We start from the raw sequence: 19,872 nt of genomic DNA on the forward strand, positions 1-19,872 counted from the left end.
CAATGCCTATTCTTCATCCCATGAATGGTAAACATTCTGCACGTCATCATCGTCTTCAAGAAGGTCAAGCATACGATTCATTGCTTTAATGTCAGCTTCTGAAGTAAGTGTCGTCCAAGTTTGTGGTACCATAGTAACTTCTGCTTCAGCCATTTCAATGCCTGCTGCTTCTAGAGCTGCATGTACATCTGAAAAGCTCTCAGGTGAAGTTGTAATTGTATAGCCTTCTTCTTCTGCTTCAAAATCATCTGCACCAGCTTCAATAGCCATCATCATTAGTTCATCTTCATCCATATCAGTTGCTTCTTTTTCAATAACAATTTGACCTTTTTTATCAAACATGAAAGAAACACACCCTGTTGTTCCCATATTTCCATTCCCTTTTGTAAAGTAAGAACGTACATTGGCAGCTGAACGATTTTTATTATCTGTTAAGGTCTCAACAATAACGGCTACCCCACTTGGACCATAACCTTCATAAGTAATGTATTCATAATGAACGTTATCTCCATCACCAGCTGCTTTTTTGATGCTTCGTTGGATTGTATCGTTTGGCATATTATTTGATTTTGCTTTGGCAATAACATCACTTAATTTTCTATTAAGAGAAGGATCTGCACCACCTTCTTTAACGGCTACGGCAATTTCACGCCCTATTTTTGTAAATACTTTTCCTTTTTGCGCATCATTTTTAGCTTTTTTATGCTTAATGTTGGCAAACTTTGAATGTCCAGACATAAATCTTTATTCCTCCTTGGATTTAAACCCCATGGGGTTAGGTTTGATAAAACATATGCTTTATTTTACCATAAGCTACTTATTTTTAGCAATAAGTCCTTATAGTTTCACTTCAATCCAATCATATGCTCCTGGTAAAATGTCAATACCTGCATTTGTGCTTTCTTCTAACCATTTGATAAAGGCTTTCTCCTCATGAACTTGTACTTCTACAATAAAGGTTACATCCTCTAGGTAAATACTTTCCCTAATAACATAGTTCCTCTCACCTAAAAGATATTGAACTTTCCCTGATAGTGTATAAGGCATTTTTAAAGTAAAAAGACGAATACGTCTTTTCTCAATAATCCCAACAGTAAGTAAGCCTTCTTTAGCTGCTCTACCATAAGCTCTTACAAGCCCACCTGTTCCTAAAAGCGTTCCACCAAAATATCTTGTGACACAAATAAGTATATTTTTTACTTGCTCTCCTTTTAAGACTTCTAATATGGGTTTTCCAGCAGTACCTTGGGGTTCGCCATCATCACTTGAACGTTGAAATTCATCATTCTCTCCTATTTGATAAGCAAAGCAGTTATGCGTGGCATCGTAATACTTTTTTCGAAGCTGTTGCATGTATAAATCTGCTTCTTCTACTGTTTGCACTTGATAAACAGTTGCAATGAACTTTGATTTCTTCTCAATGATGAGTGCTTCACCATTTTGAGCTATTGTTTTAAAAGAATCCATTATCATATCACCTTGTTGTTAAAATTAATTTAATACTATCATAAAAAATAAATGAATAGCAACAAAAAACTACTAGGAAGCTGTTCCTAGTAGTCTTGATAGCTATTAGCCAATCCAGTCATCAATAATATCTGTTAAAGTAACGTTTGTTACATTATTCTTAAAAAGTTTTTCAGCAAGAGATAAAGCTACTTCGGCTACCTCTGATATCAATTCTGACATACAAATAAGTTTATCTCGTTGTTCTTCGACTAGTTCAACTCCGTAGTAAGTACCTTGTTTAATCATGTAGTAGCGAATGGTCATATTTGGGATTTCGCATTGTCCAATATATTGCTTTTCCATTAACATAAACTTCCTCCAAGATAAAGAATTTTATTTCTTGCCTCTGCTCATGGATTTATTATACTATTATTTGCTGAAATTTCACACAATAATATATCGTGTTTATTCCGTGGAAAGCTACCCTATTCTACAGATAACTTACAAATAATGGTAAAAACAAAACGCAAAGATAAAAAAATCTTTTAAAAAGTAAGGATAATGGCAGATATTGCGATATTTAATTTGTCCCACTTATCTATAATCTAATAATTCACATAATTACGACAAAATATATGCTTCAATTTTATAAAATTTATCTTTTGGCATGTAGCCTTTTACTTTTACACCTTCATTTGTATACTCCTCTTCTAAGCGTTCTCCGTATTCATGACAATATCTTACAATATCTTGGTTAGTATAAGGAACATCTATATCAAAAGCTTGCATGTTACTATATAAAATTTCTTCTAAAACAGATAATAAATGCTCACAGCCAATGCCTTCTTTAGCAGATATATACGTTTCATAGGTAGCATGTTCATCTTTAGGATAGTCTTCGGCATGAGTATCTATTTTATTGTAAACAGCAACAATTGGTATATCTGATATTTGTAAGCGCGATAAAGTTTCATAAACGACTTGTTGATGTGTTTCTAAATGAGGTGAATTGACATCCATAACATGGAGAATAATATCTGCATATTTAGCTTCTTCTAATGTCGAATAAAAGGCTTTTACTAGGTGATGTGGTAATTTACGAATAAAGCCTACTGTATCTGTTAATAGAATCTCAGAGCCACTAGGCAAAGTGATACCACGTGTAGTAGGATCTAGTGTTGCAAAAAGCTGATTCTGTACATAAACATCGCTACCACTGAGCTGATTAAGTAAGGTAGATTTGCCTGCATTAGTATAACCTACTATAGCTACTACAGGTGTATTATTTTTATCTCTTCTTGAACGAATAAGCTGACGATGCTTCTCAACTTCTGCCAGTTCTGCTTGTAAGATTTCCATACGCACTTTTAAATGACGTTTGTCTAGTTCAAGTTTCTTTTCACCAGGTCCACGGCTACCAATACCACCAGCTTGTCTAGAAAGCATTGTCCCAAAGCCTATTAAACGTGATGATTGATATTTAAGCTGAGCCATTTCTACTTGTAGCTTACCTTCTTTAGAAAGTGCTCTAGAAGCAAAGATATCTAGAATAACCATTGTACGATCCATTACTTTAATTTGAAGTGCTTCTGCTAAGTTACGCATTTGAATAGGGGACAGCTCATCATCAAATACAATCCCTGTAGCCCCATGAAGCTGAGCCATTTCTTTGATTTCTTCGACTTTTCCTGAGCCAATATAAAAGCCAGGATTAATGTGGTCAAGACGTTGTAAGACTTGTGTTATGACTTCTCCACCGGCAGTTTTTACAAGTTCAGCAAGTTCATCTAAGCTTTCCCATGCCTCTTCTTCTTTATATTGTTTCTTCTGTGCTGCCACAAGAATTAATCTTTCTATCTGTTCTTTATGTGTAATCATAGTATTCCTTTCTTAATTAGCGGATAAGTTGTTTGATTTTAGTTTTTTTCAAACGACTCTCTACATCTTTTCTTGTACAGATTTGATAATTAACATTTGAATTAGCTGCTGAAGCAGCACATAAGCAAAGTTTAGAGAATCTTTCTAATTCATACTTCCGATTAATACCAATGGCAAAGGCCCCTAAAAAAGCACCGCTAGCAGCAGTATTATTCTTATTAATAGGTAAAAAAGGTGATTCAACTAAGCAGTATTTATGCTTAGAAAGCATGAGAGCTCCTTTTTCCTTTAAGTAAACACCAATATAGTGAATGCCGTGTTCAAACAAGGGAAGTAATTGATCTAAAATAGTCTCTATATTAGAAATATCATACCCTAATTCTTTTAGTTGACTGAGTGTAAACATAAGTGCATAAGGTTTTTCTTCTAAAACAAAGTCAAGCACTTCTTTTTGGCCTGTTGACACAAGGGTTTTAACATTATGGGCTTTAGCTTCCTTTACCCATTCCTTATATATTTGAGGATTTTGGCCATGAGGTAATCTCCCAGATAAAACCAAGGTTGACACTTTTTTGATATGCGTTTTAAGTTTATAACTTAATTTAAGGATCTCTTTTTCAATAGCAAAATCTTCTTCACTACAAATAGCATAATAGTCGGAACTGGTAGAGAGAGTGATTTTAACCTGATGAGGTGTTTCATAGTCTGTCCAAACAATATCCGATTTAACCTTAGCTTTATCTAAATAGTGTTTAATACTTTTTCCCGCAAATCCTCCAAAGCTACTTAATAAAATAGGTTCTTCTTGAAGTACCTTCATCATTTGAGCACTATAAACCCCTTTTGATAAGACATTGAGAGATACATTTTTAGAAGAAATTTGGCAATTAGGAGTGAATTCTTCAATACCATATATGTATTCAATTGATGGAAAGGGGGTTATTGTAATAATCATTTTTTTCACCAACCTTTATGTTAGTCTACTTATATAGTTATAGCATATTCCTTATAAAATTATCCATAAAGAATTTAAAAAAGTGCTTTATAGACCTAAAAGTCTACAAAACACTTTTGAGATGTTTGATTAAGCTCTAAATAAAAGTTCACCATAAGTTGGAATTGGCCATGCTTTTTCATCGATTAGTAATTCTAATTCATCTGCAACCTGACGTAAAGCTTCCATGTCTACTAAAATATGCTCTTTAAAGAACACGGCTTTATCATAAGCCTCTTCAATATGAGTGCTTTGTTCAAGCTCTTGGTGAAGCTGATCAGTACATTGTTTTAAAGTATTAATAGCAGTTGTTAAACTTTGTAGAAGTTCTGTTTGGGCATTAACTTCAAATACCCCTACTTTATTTAACGCAATAATATGTTCTGCAATTTGAGTTGTGTATTGAAGTGTAGCAGGCATAATTTGTTTTTGGACCATATCAAGCATTGTTCTTGCTTCAATATTAAGGGTTTTATAGTACTCTTCTAATAAGATTTCATAACGTGCGAAAAGTTCACTACGATGGAAAATTTGATTTCTTTCAAATAAAGCAATAGAGTCTTCTTTAATGAAGCAAGGTAGTACATCTACTGTTGTTTTATAATTAGATAAACCACGACGTGCTGCTTCTTCTACCCATTCATTTGAATAGCCGTTGCCGTTGAAAATAATACGTTTATGGTTTAAATACGTTTCTTTAACGATAGCTTCCATTTCTTTTTGAGTATCCTCTGCTGTTTCTAAGCGGTTTGCAAATTCGTTAAGTACATCTGCTACCATAACGTTTAAAAAAGTATTTGCTTCAGCAATAGATTCTGAGGATGGGAACATTCTAAACTCAAACTTATTACCAGTAAAAGCAAAAGGTGATGTTCTATTACGATCGGATGCTTCTTTTTTGAGTTGTGGTAATGTGGCAACACCCATCTCCATCATTTGTTTGCCTTTTTCAATGACCTCTTCACCTTGAGAAATTTGCTCAAATAAGTGAGTGATTTCATCGCCAAGGAAAATAGAGATAATAGCAGGAGGTGCTTCATTACCTCCTAAACGATGGTCATTACCTGCTGTAGCAGCACAGAGCCTTAATAAATCCGCATGAACATCTACAGCTTTAATAACTGCTGATGTAAAAAGAAGGAATTCTTTGTTTTCGTGAGGATGCTTTCCTGGTGAGAACAAGTTTTTACCTGTATCGGTTACTAATGACCAGTTAACATGCTTTCCAGAACCATTAACATAAGCAAAAGGTTTCTCGTGGAGTAAACAAGCTAATTCATGTCTATTGGCTACTTTTTGAAGTGTTTCCATAATAAGTTGATTTTGATCACAGGCTACGTTAGCAGTTGTAAAGATAGGAGCTAACTCATGTTGTGCAGGTGCTACTTCATTATGTTTGGTTTTTGAAGGTACACCTAATTTCCAAAGTTCTACATCTATGTCACGCATATATTTAGCAATTTTTTCTTTAATACTACCATAGTAATGGTCTTCCATTTCTTGACCTTTAGGAGGCATTGCTCCGAAGAGTGTACGACCTGCAAAAATTAAATCTTTACGTTGTTGATATTGTCTTTTATCAACTAAGAAATATTCTTGTTCTGCACCAACGGTAGCTGTTACTTTTGTAGTGGCTTCATCCCCAATGGCTCTTAATACACGAATCCCTGCGCTTTGAATACATTCCATTGAATGTAATAAAGGAGATTTCTTGTCTAATGCTTCACCAGTATGAGAATAAAAAGCAGTTGGAATGCAAAGTGCTACCCCACTTGCATCTTCTTTTAAAAAAGCTGGAGAAGTACAGTCCCAGACGGTATAGCCTCTAGCTTCAAAAGTTTGTCTTAAACCGCCAGATGGGAAGGATGAACCATCAGCTTCTCCTCTAATAAGCTCTTTACCAGAAAACTCCATAATCATGCGACCGTCAGAAGTTGGTGATAAGAAAGAATCATATTTTTCTGCTGTTTTGCCGGTCATAGGTTGGAACCAGTGTGTGAAATGAGTGGCTCCTTTTTCAATTGCCCAATCTTTCATAGCATTAGCAACTACATCAGCCACTGCAGGATCAAGTGGCAATCCTTTGTCAATGGTATTATGTAATTTTTTGTAAATCGCTTTGGGTAATCGCTCGCGCATTAAATTGTCATCAAAAACATTTACTCCAAATAAATCAGAAAGCTTTAAATCGTTCATCACATCGATACCTCTTTACTATTAATTTCGTCTTCATAAATATAACATGGTGTTTTGAGGAATGACAACCTTAATTTACGTATTTTTTTATCTTATAGAGTATTATGCTGAATAATATAATTTTAATTCTTCGAAATATAAAGCCGAAACATTAGTCTCATAGATTTTAAGGACAATAGAGAGTGAACTATTCATAGCTTTAGTAACATGAAAGGTTACTTCTATTTTGTACCACTTATAATAGGAGGAATAATTTTGGTACCTCATTGAATATAAATAATGGAAATAATGGCAATAATAATACTTAGAGTTAATAGAAATGGTAATAATGTGTGGAATTTGTTTCCTCCTAAAACCTACTTTACACAAAATATATTCCTGTTTTTTCCATTTATACGAAAACTTAATGTGTTTGTTATATATTTAAACCTAAAATTGTTATATAATAGGTGGGTAATGCCTAACACTTATTTTGCTTAAAACTGATATTTTTGATATAATATAGCGTTGAGGAGGAGGAAATTATGAATTACTCAAAAGATTCTCGAGACAAAATAGAGAAAAAGAACAAAAGTAAAACTAAGCAAATGAAAAAGAAAGGAAAAGTAACAGCTTTTCGTATTATTATTATATCCCTTATTATTGGTATGTTTGCCCTAGTAGGCGGAGGTTTAGGCATTTTTATTGGTATTATAAAAAGTACCCCAGACCCATCTACATTGGATATTAGCCCTCAGGGAAATTACACTTCCTTTGTATATGATTCAGAGGGAAAGCCTATCGATAGCTTTGAACCAGCGGAAAACAGAGAATATGTAGAACTTAAAGATATCCCTCTTAATTTGCAACATGCCGTTGTTGCTACGGAAGATGAACGTTTTTACGAGCATAATGGTATTGATATCAGAGGTATTTTTAGAGCAATTGTAACCAATTTAAAAAGTGGTTCCTTAAGTGAAGGAGCAAGTACCATTACCCAACAGCTTATCAAAAATAATATTTTAAGTTCTGATAAAGCGTTTACACGTAAGATTCAAGAACAATATTTAGCAATCGAGTTTGAGAAGCTTTATTCAAAGGATACTATTTTAGAGTATTATTTAAACACGATTGGACTAGGACAAGGTGTTTCAGGTGTTAGAGCAGCTTCTAAGCGTTACTTTGGCAAAGATGTAAAAGATCTTAGTTTAACAGAATGTGTAGTTATTGCTGTTATTACTCAAAGGCCAACTTACTACAATCCTATTTCTAATCCAGAGAATAACTGGGAGAAGGTTAAGGTTGTACTTCAAAAAATGGAAGATCAAGGGTATATTACGCCAGAAGAACATGCAGCAGCTTTAAAAGAAAATCCATATGAAAATATTTATGAGGTACATCAAGAATATCTTGAAAAAGAACCACATAGCTATTTTATAGATGCACTCTTTAACCAACTTGTATCAGATTTGAAAGACCAAGGTTATACAGAAGCCAATGCCAAAAAAATGATTTATGGTGGTGGCTTAAAGATTTATAGTACAATGGATACTAAAATGCAAGAAATTGCAGATAAATACATCCAAGATGACAGCTTATACCCTGCTCACCTTTATAAAATTCAATTAGATTATAGTATTTCTGGTAAAAAAGCAGATGGTACACCTATTGAAGAGCAGGTTTATAATATTATTGTTAATAATGAAGATGAAGTTGAAAGTTTTAAACAAAAACAACTTGAAGAATGGGGTATTACATCAGAGGATACTTATACTGAAAACCTGATTAAACAACCTCAGCCACAAGCTTCTTTTGTACTCATGGATTACGCAACAGGTCAAGTAAAAGCCTTATCTGGTGGTCGTGGTGAAAAATCTAACTTAAGCTTTAATTATGCAACTCAAGCCAAGAGACAACCAGGTTCTACTTTTAAAGTATTAGCAGCGTATGCACCTGCACTGGATATGGGTAAACTTTCACCAGGTTCTGAAATTATTAATGAGCATATTACCTATAAATTAGGTGATGGTAAACCTTGGTCACCTAAAAACTGGGATGGGAATTATACAGGGACTTATACAGTACGTCAAGCTATTGCTAACTCAATGAATGTTATTGCCGTTAAAACAGCAGTTGACTATGTTGGTATTGAAAATGCATTTGATTACTTGAAAAGTTTTGGATTTACAACTTTATCAGATTCAGATAAAGTACACTCGCTTCCACTAGGCGGTCTTACTCAAGGTGTTACACCACTTGAGCTTAACGCTGCTTATGGTGCTATTGCTAATGATGGCGTTTATGTCAAACCTGTTTTCTATACTCAAGTAAAAGATAGTGAGGACCGTATTATTATAGATAATACAAATGAAGCCATTACACTTCATTCTCATACTGTTCTTAAACAATCTACAGCACGTATGTTAACGAATATGATGCAGGAGGTTGTGGATGGCCCAAGTCCTCATACAGGAGCGAGGGTAAGAGCTAACTTTAAAGGGATGCCTATTGCTGGTAAAACAGGTACAACAACTGATAATAAAGACTTTGTATTTGCGGGTTATACTCCCTATTATGTAGCAACTATATGGTCCGGCTATTCTCAGCCTGCACCAATTAATAATGGTGGTAACTATCACCTTGTTATTTGGGGTAAAATTATGAGTGAAATACATGAAGATTTAGAGTACAAATCATTCCCAAAAGTTACTATTGATAATAGTGGTGTTTCTGAGATTAAGATTTGTACAGTTTCTGGAAAACGTGCTACTGCTCTTTGTGAAGCTGATCCAAATCATGTTGTTAAAAATGAATTCTTTACATCAGCTAATAAGCCTACTGAATACTGTGATTTACACGTAGAAGTTGAAATTTGTACAGAATCACATAAAGTAGCCAACGAATACTGCCCAGCTGATAAACGTGTTAAAGAAACTCGTGTAAGAAAGGTAGTAGACGGTGTTATTGTTCAAGATGAGATTTGTGATATTCATGGACCAGATAATACAGAAAACCCTGAAAATCCAGGTGATATTCCAGGAGTTTCTCCATCACCAGATATACCTGATGATGGCTCAGAAGGTGCATATCCTTCACCAACACCAACACCAACCCCTACACCTACCATACCAGAGCCAAGTTTGCCACCAACAGTAGATCCAAATCCTACTCCAGGTGTTGATGATGATGATGGCTTCTTCTTTCCACAAGGATAAAAATAAATAAGAAAAAAGGGGCTGTAAAAAAACAGCCTCGAAACAAGGAGCAGGTCGCCTGTAGCGACCTGCTCCTTGTTTTTTTATAGATTTATTGTCATTATCACAAAATTAGAAGTCACTTATTAAGCCTATGGTTTTATAGGCTTTAAATGATGATATTATATCCGTTTTTTATGCAGCTATGGATGTCCGATGTTTCTTGTTATGATACTTATAGAGGTTGTATCCACAAGAAATTAACGTGAATTCTAAAATGACAGCTTTTTCACCTCGCCGAAATAATCTTTTATAAGATCTATCCCACTTAATTATCCCAAATGTCCCCTCTGATTGAATACTTCTGTTCATACACAATAAGGCACCATGAATTGATTCTAGATTATTTATTACTTCCTTATGTATTTCTGTTAATTCTCGATTAAGGCGTATTGTTCTATTTCCATGTGCTCTTTTGCAACATTCACTACGATATAGACATCCTGCACAGTCTTCACATTCATATATTTCTTCTGTTCTACCATATTGATTTTTATATATATGCCTATCACATTTATATATAAACTTTTTATTATTAGGACAGATCAGGTTTCCGTGTTCATCTCTTTTGAAATTTACTGCACGATATGGATCATAATGATATTTTTGATTCTTAGTTTCCCTCTCAAACATAGTAAATTTCATATATTTTTCCATGCCATGTTCCTCACAATAAAGATAATTGTTATAAGAACCATATCCTGCGTCAGCAACAGGATACGTTGGATAATGACCATAAGTAGCATTAAACTTTTCCATTAAGGGTTGAAAACATTCCATGTCTGAAGCATAAGGTTTTGCGTCTATTACAGCTATATATTCATCACATATGGCAGCCTGCATATTGTAAGCAGGAAGGAGCTGGTCATTTCCCATATAATCACGTTTGATTCTCATAAAAGTTGCATCGTAATCAGTTTTTGAATAACTATTTCTTCGCTCTCCACATACTTCGATGTGCTTTGCATATTTCTTGAGGCGTTCTAGATACCCCTGCATTTCCTGATACTGTTTTTGATGGATACTTTTCTTATGCCCAGCTCCGGAAACAAATTTTGAAACCTCTAGATTTATTGCCTTCTGATAACTTTCAAGCAATGCCTCAACGTAATCAATCGCATATTCATCTCTTTTTTCTAACTTCACATTAAGAAAACTAAGAATCTCTGAATTCATTGTATCGATGAGTAATGAGATCTTTTCGAACACTTTGTTTCTATTTTTGATGCAAGATTTCTTCCATACCCAGGTATAGTGATTAGCATTAGCTTCGATCTTTGTTCCATCGATGTAAGTGTGATGTAAATCCACATGCTCTTGATCAAAAATATAAGAATTGATATCAATGAAGATTTGTTCAATTGAAGTCGTTAATTCATTACGAATAAAGTTGCTGAAAGTAGCAAAAGATGGAGCTTTCATTCCGTCAAGAAGATACATATATCTGATGTCTGTACGGCAGAGTTTTTCAATATTTCTTAAAGAACTAATGCCATGCTCCATAAAAGTGAAAAGTATAATCTTAAGCATTTTATCTGAATCACATCTTGGACGACCTATTTTGCAGTCCTTCTCTACAAAATATCGTGTTAGGTCAATGTGATCCATTACTTCGCATAAAGTATATACTGGATCTGAAATATCAATTATTTTTTCGATATCCAATGGTAATTTTAGCTGTCTTGGTGTAAAATTATCATTGGTATTTTTGTTTAGTAGCATAAATAAATTATACCAAAAAAATCGCTGAAGTCTTACGACCTCAGCGATTTTTTCGTTAGGGGAGTTTTTTTACATCCCCTTTTTTCTATTGTTGTATAACTTCAAAGTTATTTAAATCATCTGGATTAACTGATGGAGGGATATCATCTATTGGTATAGAGGCCTCGTTTCCAGTAGGATTTGTTTCTGTTTCTTCAGGAACTGTCGTAGGAGGCGTAGTAGCTTGTGGCGTAGTTGGTGTAGCAGGTGTATGATTGGTTACCACTTCTTTAGTGCCACGTTTGATAACAGCAGCTCTTGGTTTATAATAGCTTGTATCTACTAATTCTTTCTTCTCTAATACACCATTTTTGTAATATAACTTATAAAGCTTCACACGTTTACCATCTAAAGCTTTTACCTCTACTACTTCTTTACCTTTTTCAAGTGTTGAATCATCTTCATATTTAGTCGCCGGAGCAGGAATAACCTCTGTTACTACAGAATCAAATTTGATATCATATTCAGGTATAGCGTCTTTATGACCATAAATATTAACATATACCTTATTGTTCTCACAATAGCCTTCGATAAATAGAGGATATCCAGTATTATTTTTAAATTTAAAATCTATAACACCTGTTGCATAAGTGGCATCTCGTCCTAGTGGCACGTAGGCTACAGGTAAGGAATGATTTTGTCTAGAAACAATTTCTATATCTGTTAAAAGAACAGCATTGTAAAGTGTAGATGCAACTTGACAAACACCGCCACCTAAGCCATCTTCTATTTTACCATTAACGATAACACCAGCATTTTTATATCCAGCTGCTTCAGTAAATGGTTCCAATTGGTTAGATAAGTAGAAAATCTCATCAGGTAAAAGCATGCGACTGATTTTTTGTGCTGCCACCTTTAGATTTTCATTACGATTGGCACTGGCATTATTATAGGAAGTAGAAAAGCTTGAAATAAGTGTCTGGACATCTGCAAAAGAAGCTTCTGTATATTCAGGTATAACAGTTTTAGTAACTGCTTCTACTTCTATAAGTTCATTAAGTTCATTATTTGGTTCCTTTAATGCTTCAGCCATTTTTTCAAAGGTAGCTTCTTCATCAAGAGCTTCACCTTCTACTTCCTTTGTAACAAAAAATTGTCTATTTTTTCGTTCAATACTGGCATTGACAGGCTCTTTATAAAAGAATGTGGCATTTTCTTTTATAAAATTATGGATAGGTTCATCACTAAAGGTTTTTGTAAGTTCGAATTTCTGTGCATTTGCTAATCCTTCTTTTGAAATACGATATTTTTCAAAAAATGATTCCTGATGACCTAACTCAAAAGCCTTGTTTATAGTCTCATCAATATTATAGGTTATACCAAGTTCATTACATGCAATCTGTTTTTTAATTTCATTTTTATATAAAACGATTGATTGCTGTTTTAGTTCAGATTCTTTCATGTTTTCTAGCTTAAGCTTAGCTTCTTCTTTTGTTAAACCTCCAACAGATAAATCTTCTATATATACATTTTGGGCAAATACTTGTTCAAATTCAGTTACCTTAGTGTATATGTAACCTATAGTACCAAGAGATATACCAATAATGACAACAGCCCCAATAATGGCACTCCATTTTAAGAGACTTTTGGATTTCATATTGCACCTCCTAGTTATTGATCACTTTGATAAGAGTGGTCTATTAAAATTGTAATATACTTAGTATCATAGAAACAGCAAGAATGACACATATAGCACCAGCAAAAGTCTTTTTATACTTTTGCCCCCATTCAAACATGTTAAGGGATTGTTTGTGTTTTTTATTTTTACTCTTTTTTTGATTTGTGTGGTTTTTCATCTATTTCATCCTCCCAAACTATTATAGCATTTTTTATAGCGTAATGACTATCTATTTTTCGTACTTGTCCATTGTTAAATTTAACAAGCATCACAGCATTTTCCAATATTTCCATTATTAATCCTTTCCCTAGGCTTTTATGGTAAAGTGATTGGCCTACTTTGAGTTTTGATTGTACTAATTGCACCTGAATCTCACTGATAAATGGAGAAATATCTACATTTTTCCCATGTCGTTCTTCTGGAGAATAAATGAATAAGTTTTCTTTGGCACGTGTCATAGCTACATAAAATAAACGCCTTTCTTCTTCTAGTTCAGCAGGCAAATGACTTTTATGATGAGGAATTGTCCCATTTACAACACCAATAATAAAAACAGTATTAAATTCTAGACCTTTTGAACCATGCATAGTCATCAAGTTAAGTGCTTCTTGCTTGATATTTTTATGATTAGTTTGTGTCTTTACTTCTTCGGACATCGTTTTAAGCATATTTTCCCATTCCTTAAATGAAACATAGCCTTCGGTTGAATCTTCAATATCATATAGTACTTCTAATAGACTAGAAGCAGGCATCTTTCGAAAACTTGCATAGTCCATTACATATTGATCATAACCGATATTTCTTCGAATATAAGCTATTGCATTTTTCAAATCCTTTTCTTTTAAAACCTGTAGGTCAAATAAAAGCTGCTGAATATAGTTTTTTTGCCACTCAGTTAAGGTTTCTAGCCCTAATAAGTTCATAAAAAGATGCCCACCCATCTGTTTAGCTTGCTGCATAGCAGCGTTGCTAATATAGCGTTTAGGTTTGTTAATAATGCGGGCTGCTAGCTCAGGTTGATTAATATTTTCTGCTAGATATAAGTAGGCAAATAAATCTTGTGTAATCCACTGATCATATAAGCTGACCATACCGTCACGTAGACAAAAAGGAATATTAGCTGCTAATAAAGTTTCTACAATAGGTCTTGCTTGTAAATTAGTACGATAAATAATAGCCATTTCTGTTAAAGGAAGTCCTTCATTCTTGCGTTTTATAATTTCATTCACAATTAAAAGAGCTTCTTCCTTAGCATCCTTACAAGGAATAAACAAAGGAGCACTCCCCTTGGCATTAGGCGTTGTTAATGCCTTAAGATAACGTTTAGTATTGTGCTCAATAAGAGCTAGGCTATAGTTAAGAATCATTTGTGTTGAACGATAATTAACATCTAAATAAATCTCTTCTACTTCTGGAAAATGCTTTTTAAAATCTAGTAAAAACTCAGGCTTGGCACCTCTAAACTGATAAATACTTTGATCATCATCACCTACAACAAAAATTTGACGTTTTGCTTCTGCTATTTTTTTAATAATACGAAACTGTACTTCATTAATATCCTGAAACTCATCAATTAAGATATATTGATACTGCGCTCTGACAACTTTTAAAATAGCATCATCGTTATCTAACAAGTAATAACAAGCTACTAGCATATCATCAAAATCAAAGGCTTGATGACGCTCTTTAAAGGCTTCGTAATGTTTTAAAAGCTTAATAAACGCTTCTCTAGAGATCCCTTCAGGATAATAGTTTTTGGATTCTATAAGTTGGTTTTGCATAAGTGATAGATGCTTTGTAAAGTTTTCTATAAAATCTTCTTCTTCATCAAGCTCTAATTCTTTTATAAGGTTTTGCAAGATACTTTTCTTTTTATCTTCTAAAAGTAAATGTTCAATGGCATAACGTCTTGGGTCTGAGCGTCTTAAAATGCGATAAAATACACTATGTAATGTACCAAATGTTACACCTGTTACACCATGAATTTTTTCATAACGTTGTTTCATTTCTTCCGCAGCTAATTTACTAAAGGTCACGACAAGTATATGCTGTGGTGCACAGTTTAATTGCTCAATCATATAATGAACACGATTAATAATGACATGTGTCTTTCCTGAGCCTGGTCCGGCAATGACCAGGGTAGGTTTAAGTAAACAGGTCACAGCTTGTTTCTGGCTCTTATTTAAATCCATGATATTTTCCCTCTATTCCAGTCAAATTAAGAGATGAAACAATCATCCCTTTAAATTATAGACAAATTATATTATAATAAACATAATGTTTTTATGAAAGGGGTTAATTAATGGATTTAAGTTGGTTGCCATCATTTGCGTGCTTTGTCATGGGAATATTCATATTAGGACTAACCTTTAAACAAAGAGTAGAAAAGACGAATAAACAGAAAAAAGGGGATTGGCGAGAGGCATTAGAAAAAGAACATACCATGCAGTTTGTACGTGCAAAAACTATTCCAGAGAATTTATTTTTATCAGTTGATTTTGAGAAATATCCTGTGGTTAACAATTCTAGTTGCCAAGAAATTTACTTGAAACTTCTAAATTGTGCTAAAACTCCTATGGTTAATTTAAAACAAATGTCTAACTTAGAAATTAAACAGCAATTTGGACCTAGTGGATTAGACATGTTAACAAGTTATGAAAGAAATTATTTTAACTTTATGGATATATCTTATGAATATGGTAGTATATTATATGATAATGGCTTCGTTAAAGAAGCTAGAAAAGTTCTAGAAATGAGTATATTATATGGATGTGATGCATCTAAGTGTTACTTGTTACTGATTCAAATTTATAAGTTAATGAATGACTCTGAGGCACTCAATCAGATTAAAGAAACTGCCATGAAAAATATGAAGAACTCTCCACTCTTAGAAAAAGTTCTTAGTCAGTTATCTTAAAGATAACGTCTTAATGAAAGTGAGATGATAAAATGAATATTGGTATTTTTTCAGATACCTATTCTCCACAAGTTAATGGAGTTGTAAGCTCTATTTTAACCTTGGAGAAGAAATTACGCGAACAAGGCCATAATGTCTATATTTTTACGATTAGCCATCCTGATGCAGATGATCATTCACCTTATGTACATCGTATAGCGAGTTTGCCCTTTATATTTTTAAAGGATCATCGTGTAGGGATTATTTATTCTAATAAGGCAGTTCATAAAATTAAACGATTAAAGTTAGACATTATTCTTTCTCAAACAGAATTTTCAGTAGGTATTTTTGCAAAATTAGTAGCTAAGAAGTTAGATATTCCTATTGTGCATACGTATCATACAGTTTATGAAGATTATATGCACTATGTTTCTAAAGGAATCGAGTTTTCACCTAAAATCGCACGTAAATACAGTAAATCTTTTTGTAATGGTGTAGATGGTGTTGTTGCTCCTACTAAAAAAACAGAAAAGCTTTTAAGAAGTTATGGTGTAAAAAAACCTATTCGTATTATACCTACAGGCATTGATTTTTCACCTTTTAATTGTGAAAAATATGCTGCTGAAGAAATTCTCCGTTTAAAGGAGACATTTCAAATCCCAACAACTGACCCTGTTATCTTATTTGTAGGGCGTGTTGCAAAAGAAAAAAGTATAGATGTACTTATAGAAGCTATGCCACTTGTTCTTAAAAAGCTACCTACTGCTAAATTAGTTATAGTCGGGGATGGGCCTTCTCGTTTAGAACTAGAGGAATTAGCTACAAAGTTAGGTGTCAGAGATTCGGTTATTTTTACAGGAATGCAACCATGGAGTGGTATTGGAAAAATGTATCAATTAGGTGATGTTTTTGTCAGTGCTTCTGTTACAGAGACACAAGGGTTAACTTTTGCAGAAGCTATGGCTGCAAAATTGCCTATCGTTGCACAAGAGGATGAGAGTATTGCAGGCCTCATTAGAGATGGCTATAATGGCCTACTTTTCCATAATCAAGAAGAATTATCAGAAGCTTTAGTCACTATTTTATCAGATTCTAGTTATAGAGAAAATTTAGCAAATAATGCCCTCTACTCTGTTAAACCTTTATCTGCTGAAACTTTTGGTTTAAATGCTGAGGCATTTTACCATGAAATATTAGATCAATTTTATGAAGCTAACCCTCATAAGAAACCTCGCCTTCGTTTAAAGAAGCTACTTGCTAAGAAGAAACAAACTTTAAATGACAATATTAAAAATACATCTAAAGACCGCATAGAAGATGAGCAATAAAAAAGTTCCTAGTGTAATCTAGGAACTTTTTTGATTAATACATATGACCTTGTGCTAATGCTTCTTGTGCTTCTATAGGAAGCTGTTTTTGAGAGTGTACTAGACCATAAGGGCAGTGGCTTAAAAACATACAGTTCAAGCATTTAGGACTACGTGCTGTGCAAATGCTACGTCCATGTGCGATCACTTGTGTATTATACCGAATCCAATGGGAATCTGGCAATTTAGTCATAAGATCTTTTTCTATTTGAACAGGGTCTTCATAAGGTGTAATCCCCCATCTAATGCTAATGCGCTTAACATGTGTGTCTACTACAATGCTAGGAATATGAAAGATATTTCCCCTAATAACATTGGCTGTTTTTCTACCTACACCAGCTAAAGTCACAAGTGACTCAATATCTGAAGGTACTTCACCATTAAAGCACTCTACTAGCCGTCTTGAACAAGCAATAATGTTTTTAGCTTTATTTTTATAAAACCCTGTACTTTTAATGGCCTCTTCTACATCCTTGAGTTCAGCTGTAGCAAAAGCTTCTACATTTGGAAATTGTTTAAATAGCTCAGGTGTTACTTGATTAACACGGTCATCTGTACACTGGGCACTTAATATTGTAGCAATTAAAAGTTCAAAGGGCGTGCGATGATGCAGGTAGCAAATAACTTCTTTAGGGTAATACGTATCTAATGTATCTAATAAAAAAGCAATTTGTTGTTTTTGTTTCATAGTTCTACTCCTTTTCTATTAAAATACCTTTTATCGGTGAAGAGGAATAATCAAATAATATCCCCATAGGAATCTGTAATAACTCTGCTGAATCATAGGTTTGACTTAAATAATTTTCCCATACATTATAACGGAAGTACTCTAAATGAGTTTCTTTATAGCGTTGTCTAGGAACCAAATCACTTAAATTCGGTAGATAGTTCATAATAAACAAATCATCTTTAAGTAGGTCATTATAATATACTTTATAGCTTGCACGATTTAAGGTTTCAAATGCTTCTGGCATTTCACGAATAGGTTCGTGAAGAATATAATCTAGTCGAATATATTCCTTGAGAAGTTCAGAGTTAACAGTAGTCTGCTGGGCTGCAAAAGTAATGAGATGAAGATAATAAGCTAGCTTGTTGTGTTGGATCAAATCATAGTCTTGTTCTTCCCAAAATACCATTAGAGCTTCAAAAAAGTCAAAAGGTGATTTAAAGCAGGTGAATAAATACTCTAGACTGTTATGAAAGCGACCGCTATTATAATATCTCTCTAAAAGCTCTTCTATGCTATGCAACTTCAGCATTTCATCAAAATTCATTTCTTTTGTATAAAGGATTTCATAAGGAGGCTCATCTTTATAAATAAGACCATAAGTTTCTGCTGATTTTCTTAATCCAGATCCTTTTAAAAGTTTTAGAAAGCCTAATTGAAATTGCTCAGGACGTAGGGCAATTACATCATTAAAGGAATTTCTAAAAGAAGCATAATCTTCATAAGGAAGACCAGCAATTAAATCTAAGTGTTGATGAATATTACCTAGTGCTTTTATTTTTCTTGTTATTTCTTTAATATCTTCATAGGGCATTTTACGAGAAATGGCTTCTAGTACTTTCATATTAGTAGATTGGACACCTATTTCAAATTGAATAAGACCATTTCTAGCACCTTTTAGAAGTTCTAGCATATCATCATCAATTAATTCTGCTGCGATTTCAAAGTGAAAGTTAGTAGAGCCATTATCATTTGCTATAATATGCTCCCAAATGGCCATCGCATAGGCCTTTTTAGTATTAAAGGTACGATCTACAAACTTAACTTGCTTGACGCGCTGTTTTAGGAAGTAAGTAAGATGCATTTTTACGCGTTCTAAAGGAACAAAGCGTACGCCTTTATGCGTGGATGAAAGGCAGTATTGGCAATTAAAAGGGCAACCTCTAGAAGCCTCATAATAAATGATTTTATGTTCTAAACCCTCTAAAGAGTCATATACAAAAGGCAAATGCTTTAAATCAAGTGGCTGACGAGGTGCATTTTTAATAATAACATTTTCCTTCTTATAAATAATACCATTTATATCGTGTAAAGAGCCTTTACCTTGGATACGATAGTCTAAGTATTGTTTCCAAGTCTCTTCCCCTTCACCTTCCATCACTAAGTCAATATCTAATGCTTCAAATAAGTGATCTCCTTCATAAGAAACTTCCGGTCCACCTAAAACTAGCGTTGTATGAGGTAAAAGCTTTCTTAATGTAGGAATCAAGGTTTTTACAAAAGACATATTCCAAATATAACAAGAGATACCGATAATATCTGGTTTTTCCTTATAGATGGCTTTAATCATTTCAGTTTCATTGTTATTAATAGTTGTTTCTAAAATAGTTATATGGGATTCATAGTCTTTACAGTAGCTTTTTATATAACGCAAAGCTAATGAAGTATGAATATATTTGGCATTAAGTGCTAATAATAATACTTTCAAATTAACAGTCCTTTCTATATATTGCTTGCCTCATTATAGCATATT

The 19,872-nt window shown here is 33.7% G+C and carries 15 protein-coding genes; 3 read left to right on the forward strand and 12 right to left on the reverse strand.

All coding sequences use genetic code 11. The features are described 5' to 3' along the window. Positions 1-6: 6 nt before the first annotated feature. From QTL86_RS06725 to QTL86_RS06750, 6 genes are all read right to left on the reverse strand, one after another. Positions 7-738: a YebC/PmpR family DNA-binding transcriptional regulator gene (locus QTL86_RS06725; RefSeq protein ID WP_013657206.1), complete on the reverse strand. Its 732-nt coding sequence runs from the start codon at positions 736-738 to the stop codon at positions 7-9. Positions 739-837: 99 nt separating this feature from the next. Beyond that, positions 838-1,467, reverse strand: coding sequence for a YigZ family protein (locus QTL86_RS06730; protein WP_127066646.1), 630 nt, complete (start codon positions 1,465-1,467; stop codon positions 838-840). Positions 1,468-1,572: 105 nt separating this feature from the next. Next, positions 1,573-1,818: a DUF6514 family protein gene (locus QTL86_RS06735; RefSeq protein ID WP_127066645.1), complete on the reverse strand. Its 246-nt coding sequence runs from the start codon at positions 1,816-1,818 to the stop codon at positions 1,573-1,575. 252 nt (positions 1,819-2,070) lie between these two features. Then, complete coding sequence (hflX, locus tag QTL86_RS06740; RefSeq protein ID WP_410496848.1) at positions 2,071-3,327, reverse strand: GTPase HflX; 1,257 nt, start codon at positions 3,325-3,327, stop codon at positions 2,071-2,073. Positions 3,328-3,343: 16 nt separating this feature from the next. After that, positions 3,344-4,282 carry a 1-phosphofructokinase family hexose kinase gene (locus QTL86_RS06745; RefSeq protein ID WP_127066643.1) on the reverse strand — a complete coding sequence of 313 codons (939 nt, stop codon included), beginning with the start codon at positions 4,280-4,282 and terminating at the stop codon, positions 3,344-3,346. A gap of 129 nt (positions 4,283-4,411) precedes the next feature. Beyond that, a complete protein-coding gene (locus QTL86_RS06750; protein ID WP_127068068.1) occupies positions 4,412-6,517 on the reverse strand; it encodes a glutamine synthetase III in 2,106 nt (701 codons plus the stop codon). Positions 6,518-7,041: 524 nt separating this feature from the next. Between QTL86_RS06750 and QTL86_RS06755 the strand changes: the two genes are divergently transcribed. After that, complete coding sequence (locus QTL86_RS06755; protein WP_410496849.1) at positions 7,042-9,711, forward strand: transglycosylase domain-containing protein; 2,670 nt, start codon at positions 7,042-7,044, stop codon at positions 9,709-9,711. A gap of 174 nt (positions 9,712-9,885) precedes the next feature. Here the strand turns inward: QTL86_RS06755 and QTL86_RS06760 are convergent, their stop codons facing one another. The 4 genes from QTL86_RS06760 to QTL86_RS06775 form a co-directional block, all read right to left on the reverse strand. Continuing rightward, positions 9,886-11,472 carry a transposase gene (locus QTL86_RS06760; RefSeq protein ID WP_410496850.1) on the reverse strand — a complete coding sequence of 529 codons (1,587 nt, stop codon included), beginning with the start codon at positions 11,470-11,472 and terminating at the stop codon, positions 9,886-9,888. 85 nt (positions 11,473-11,557) lie between these two features. Beyond that, the gene (locus QTL86_RS06765; RefSeq protein ID WP_127066640.1) at positions 11,558-13,108 is read right to left on the reverse strand and encodes a VanW family protein; all 1,551 of its coding nucleotides are present in this window, start codon (positions 13,106-13,108) and stop codon (positions 11,558-11,560) included. Between the two features lie 43 nt (positions 13,109-13,151). Next, the gene (locus QTL86_RS06770; protein WP_013657197.1) at positions 13,152-13,307 is read right to left on the reverse strand and encodes a hypothetical protein; all 156 of its coding nucleotides are present in this window, start codon (positions 13,305-13,307) and stop codon (positions 13,152-13,154) included. Next, positions 13,276-15,321, reverse strand: a complete 2,046-nt coding sequence (locus QTL86_RS06775) for an ATP-dependent helicase (RefSeq protein ID WP_410496851.1) — start codon at positions 15,319-15,321, stop codon at positions 13,276-13,278. The genes QTL86_RS06770 and QTL86_RS06775 overlap by 32 nt, the downstream gene beginning before the upstream one ends. Before the next feature lie 110 nt (positions 15,322-15,431). On the opposite strand from QTL86_RS06775, the gene QTL86_RS06780 reads away from it, so the two are divergent. Both QTL86_RS06780 and QTL86_RS06785 read left to right on the forward strand, forming a co-directional pair. After that, positions 15,432-16,046 (forward strand): hypothetical protein, encoded by a 615-nt coding sequence (locus tag QTL86_RS06780; RefSeq protein WP_013657195.1) that lies wholly within the window; start codon positions 15,432-15,434, stop codon positions 16,044-16,046. A 32-nt stretch (positions 16,047-16,078) separates the two neighbouring features. Beyond that, positions 16,079-17,353, forward strand: a complete 1,275-nt coding sequence (locus tag QTL86_RS06785) for a glycosyltransferase family 4 protein (protein WP_410496852.1) — start codon at positions 16,079-16,081, stop codon at positions 17,351-17,353. Between the two features lie 34 nt (positions 17,354-17,387). Here the strand turns inward: QTL86_RS06785 and nth are convergent, their stop codons facing one another. After that, entirely contained in the window at positions 17,388-18,080 is a 693-nt protein-coding gene (gene nth / locus QTL86_RS06790; protein WP_127066637.1) for an endonuclease III, read from the reverse strand. 4 nt (positions 18,081-18,084) lie between these two features. Beyond that, positions 18,085-19,827 (reverse strand): B12-binding domain-containing radical SAM protein, encoded by a 1,743-nt coding sequence (locus tag QTL86_RS06795; RefSeq protein ID WP_410496854.1) that lies wholly within the window; start codon positions 19,825-19,827, stop codon positions 18,085-18,087. Between the last annotated feature and the right edge of the window lie 45 nt (positions 19,828-19,872).

The organism is Cellulosilyticum sp. ST5, assembly GCF_046529625.1.
Classification (GTDB): Bacteria; Bacillota; Clostridia; order Lachnospirales; family Cellulosilyticaceae; genus Cellulosilyticum; species Cellulosilyticum lentocellum.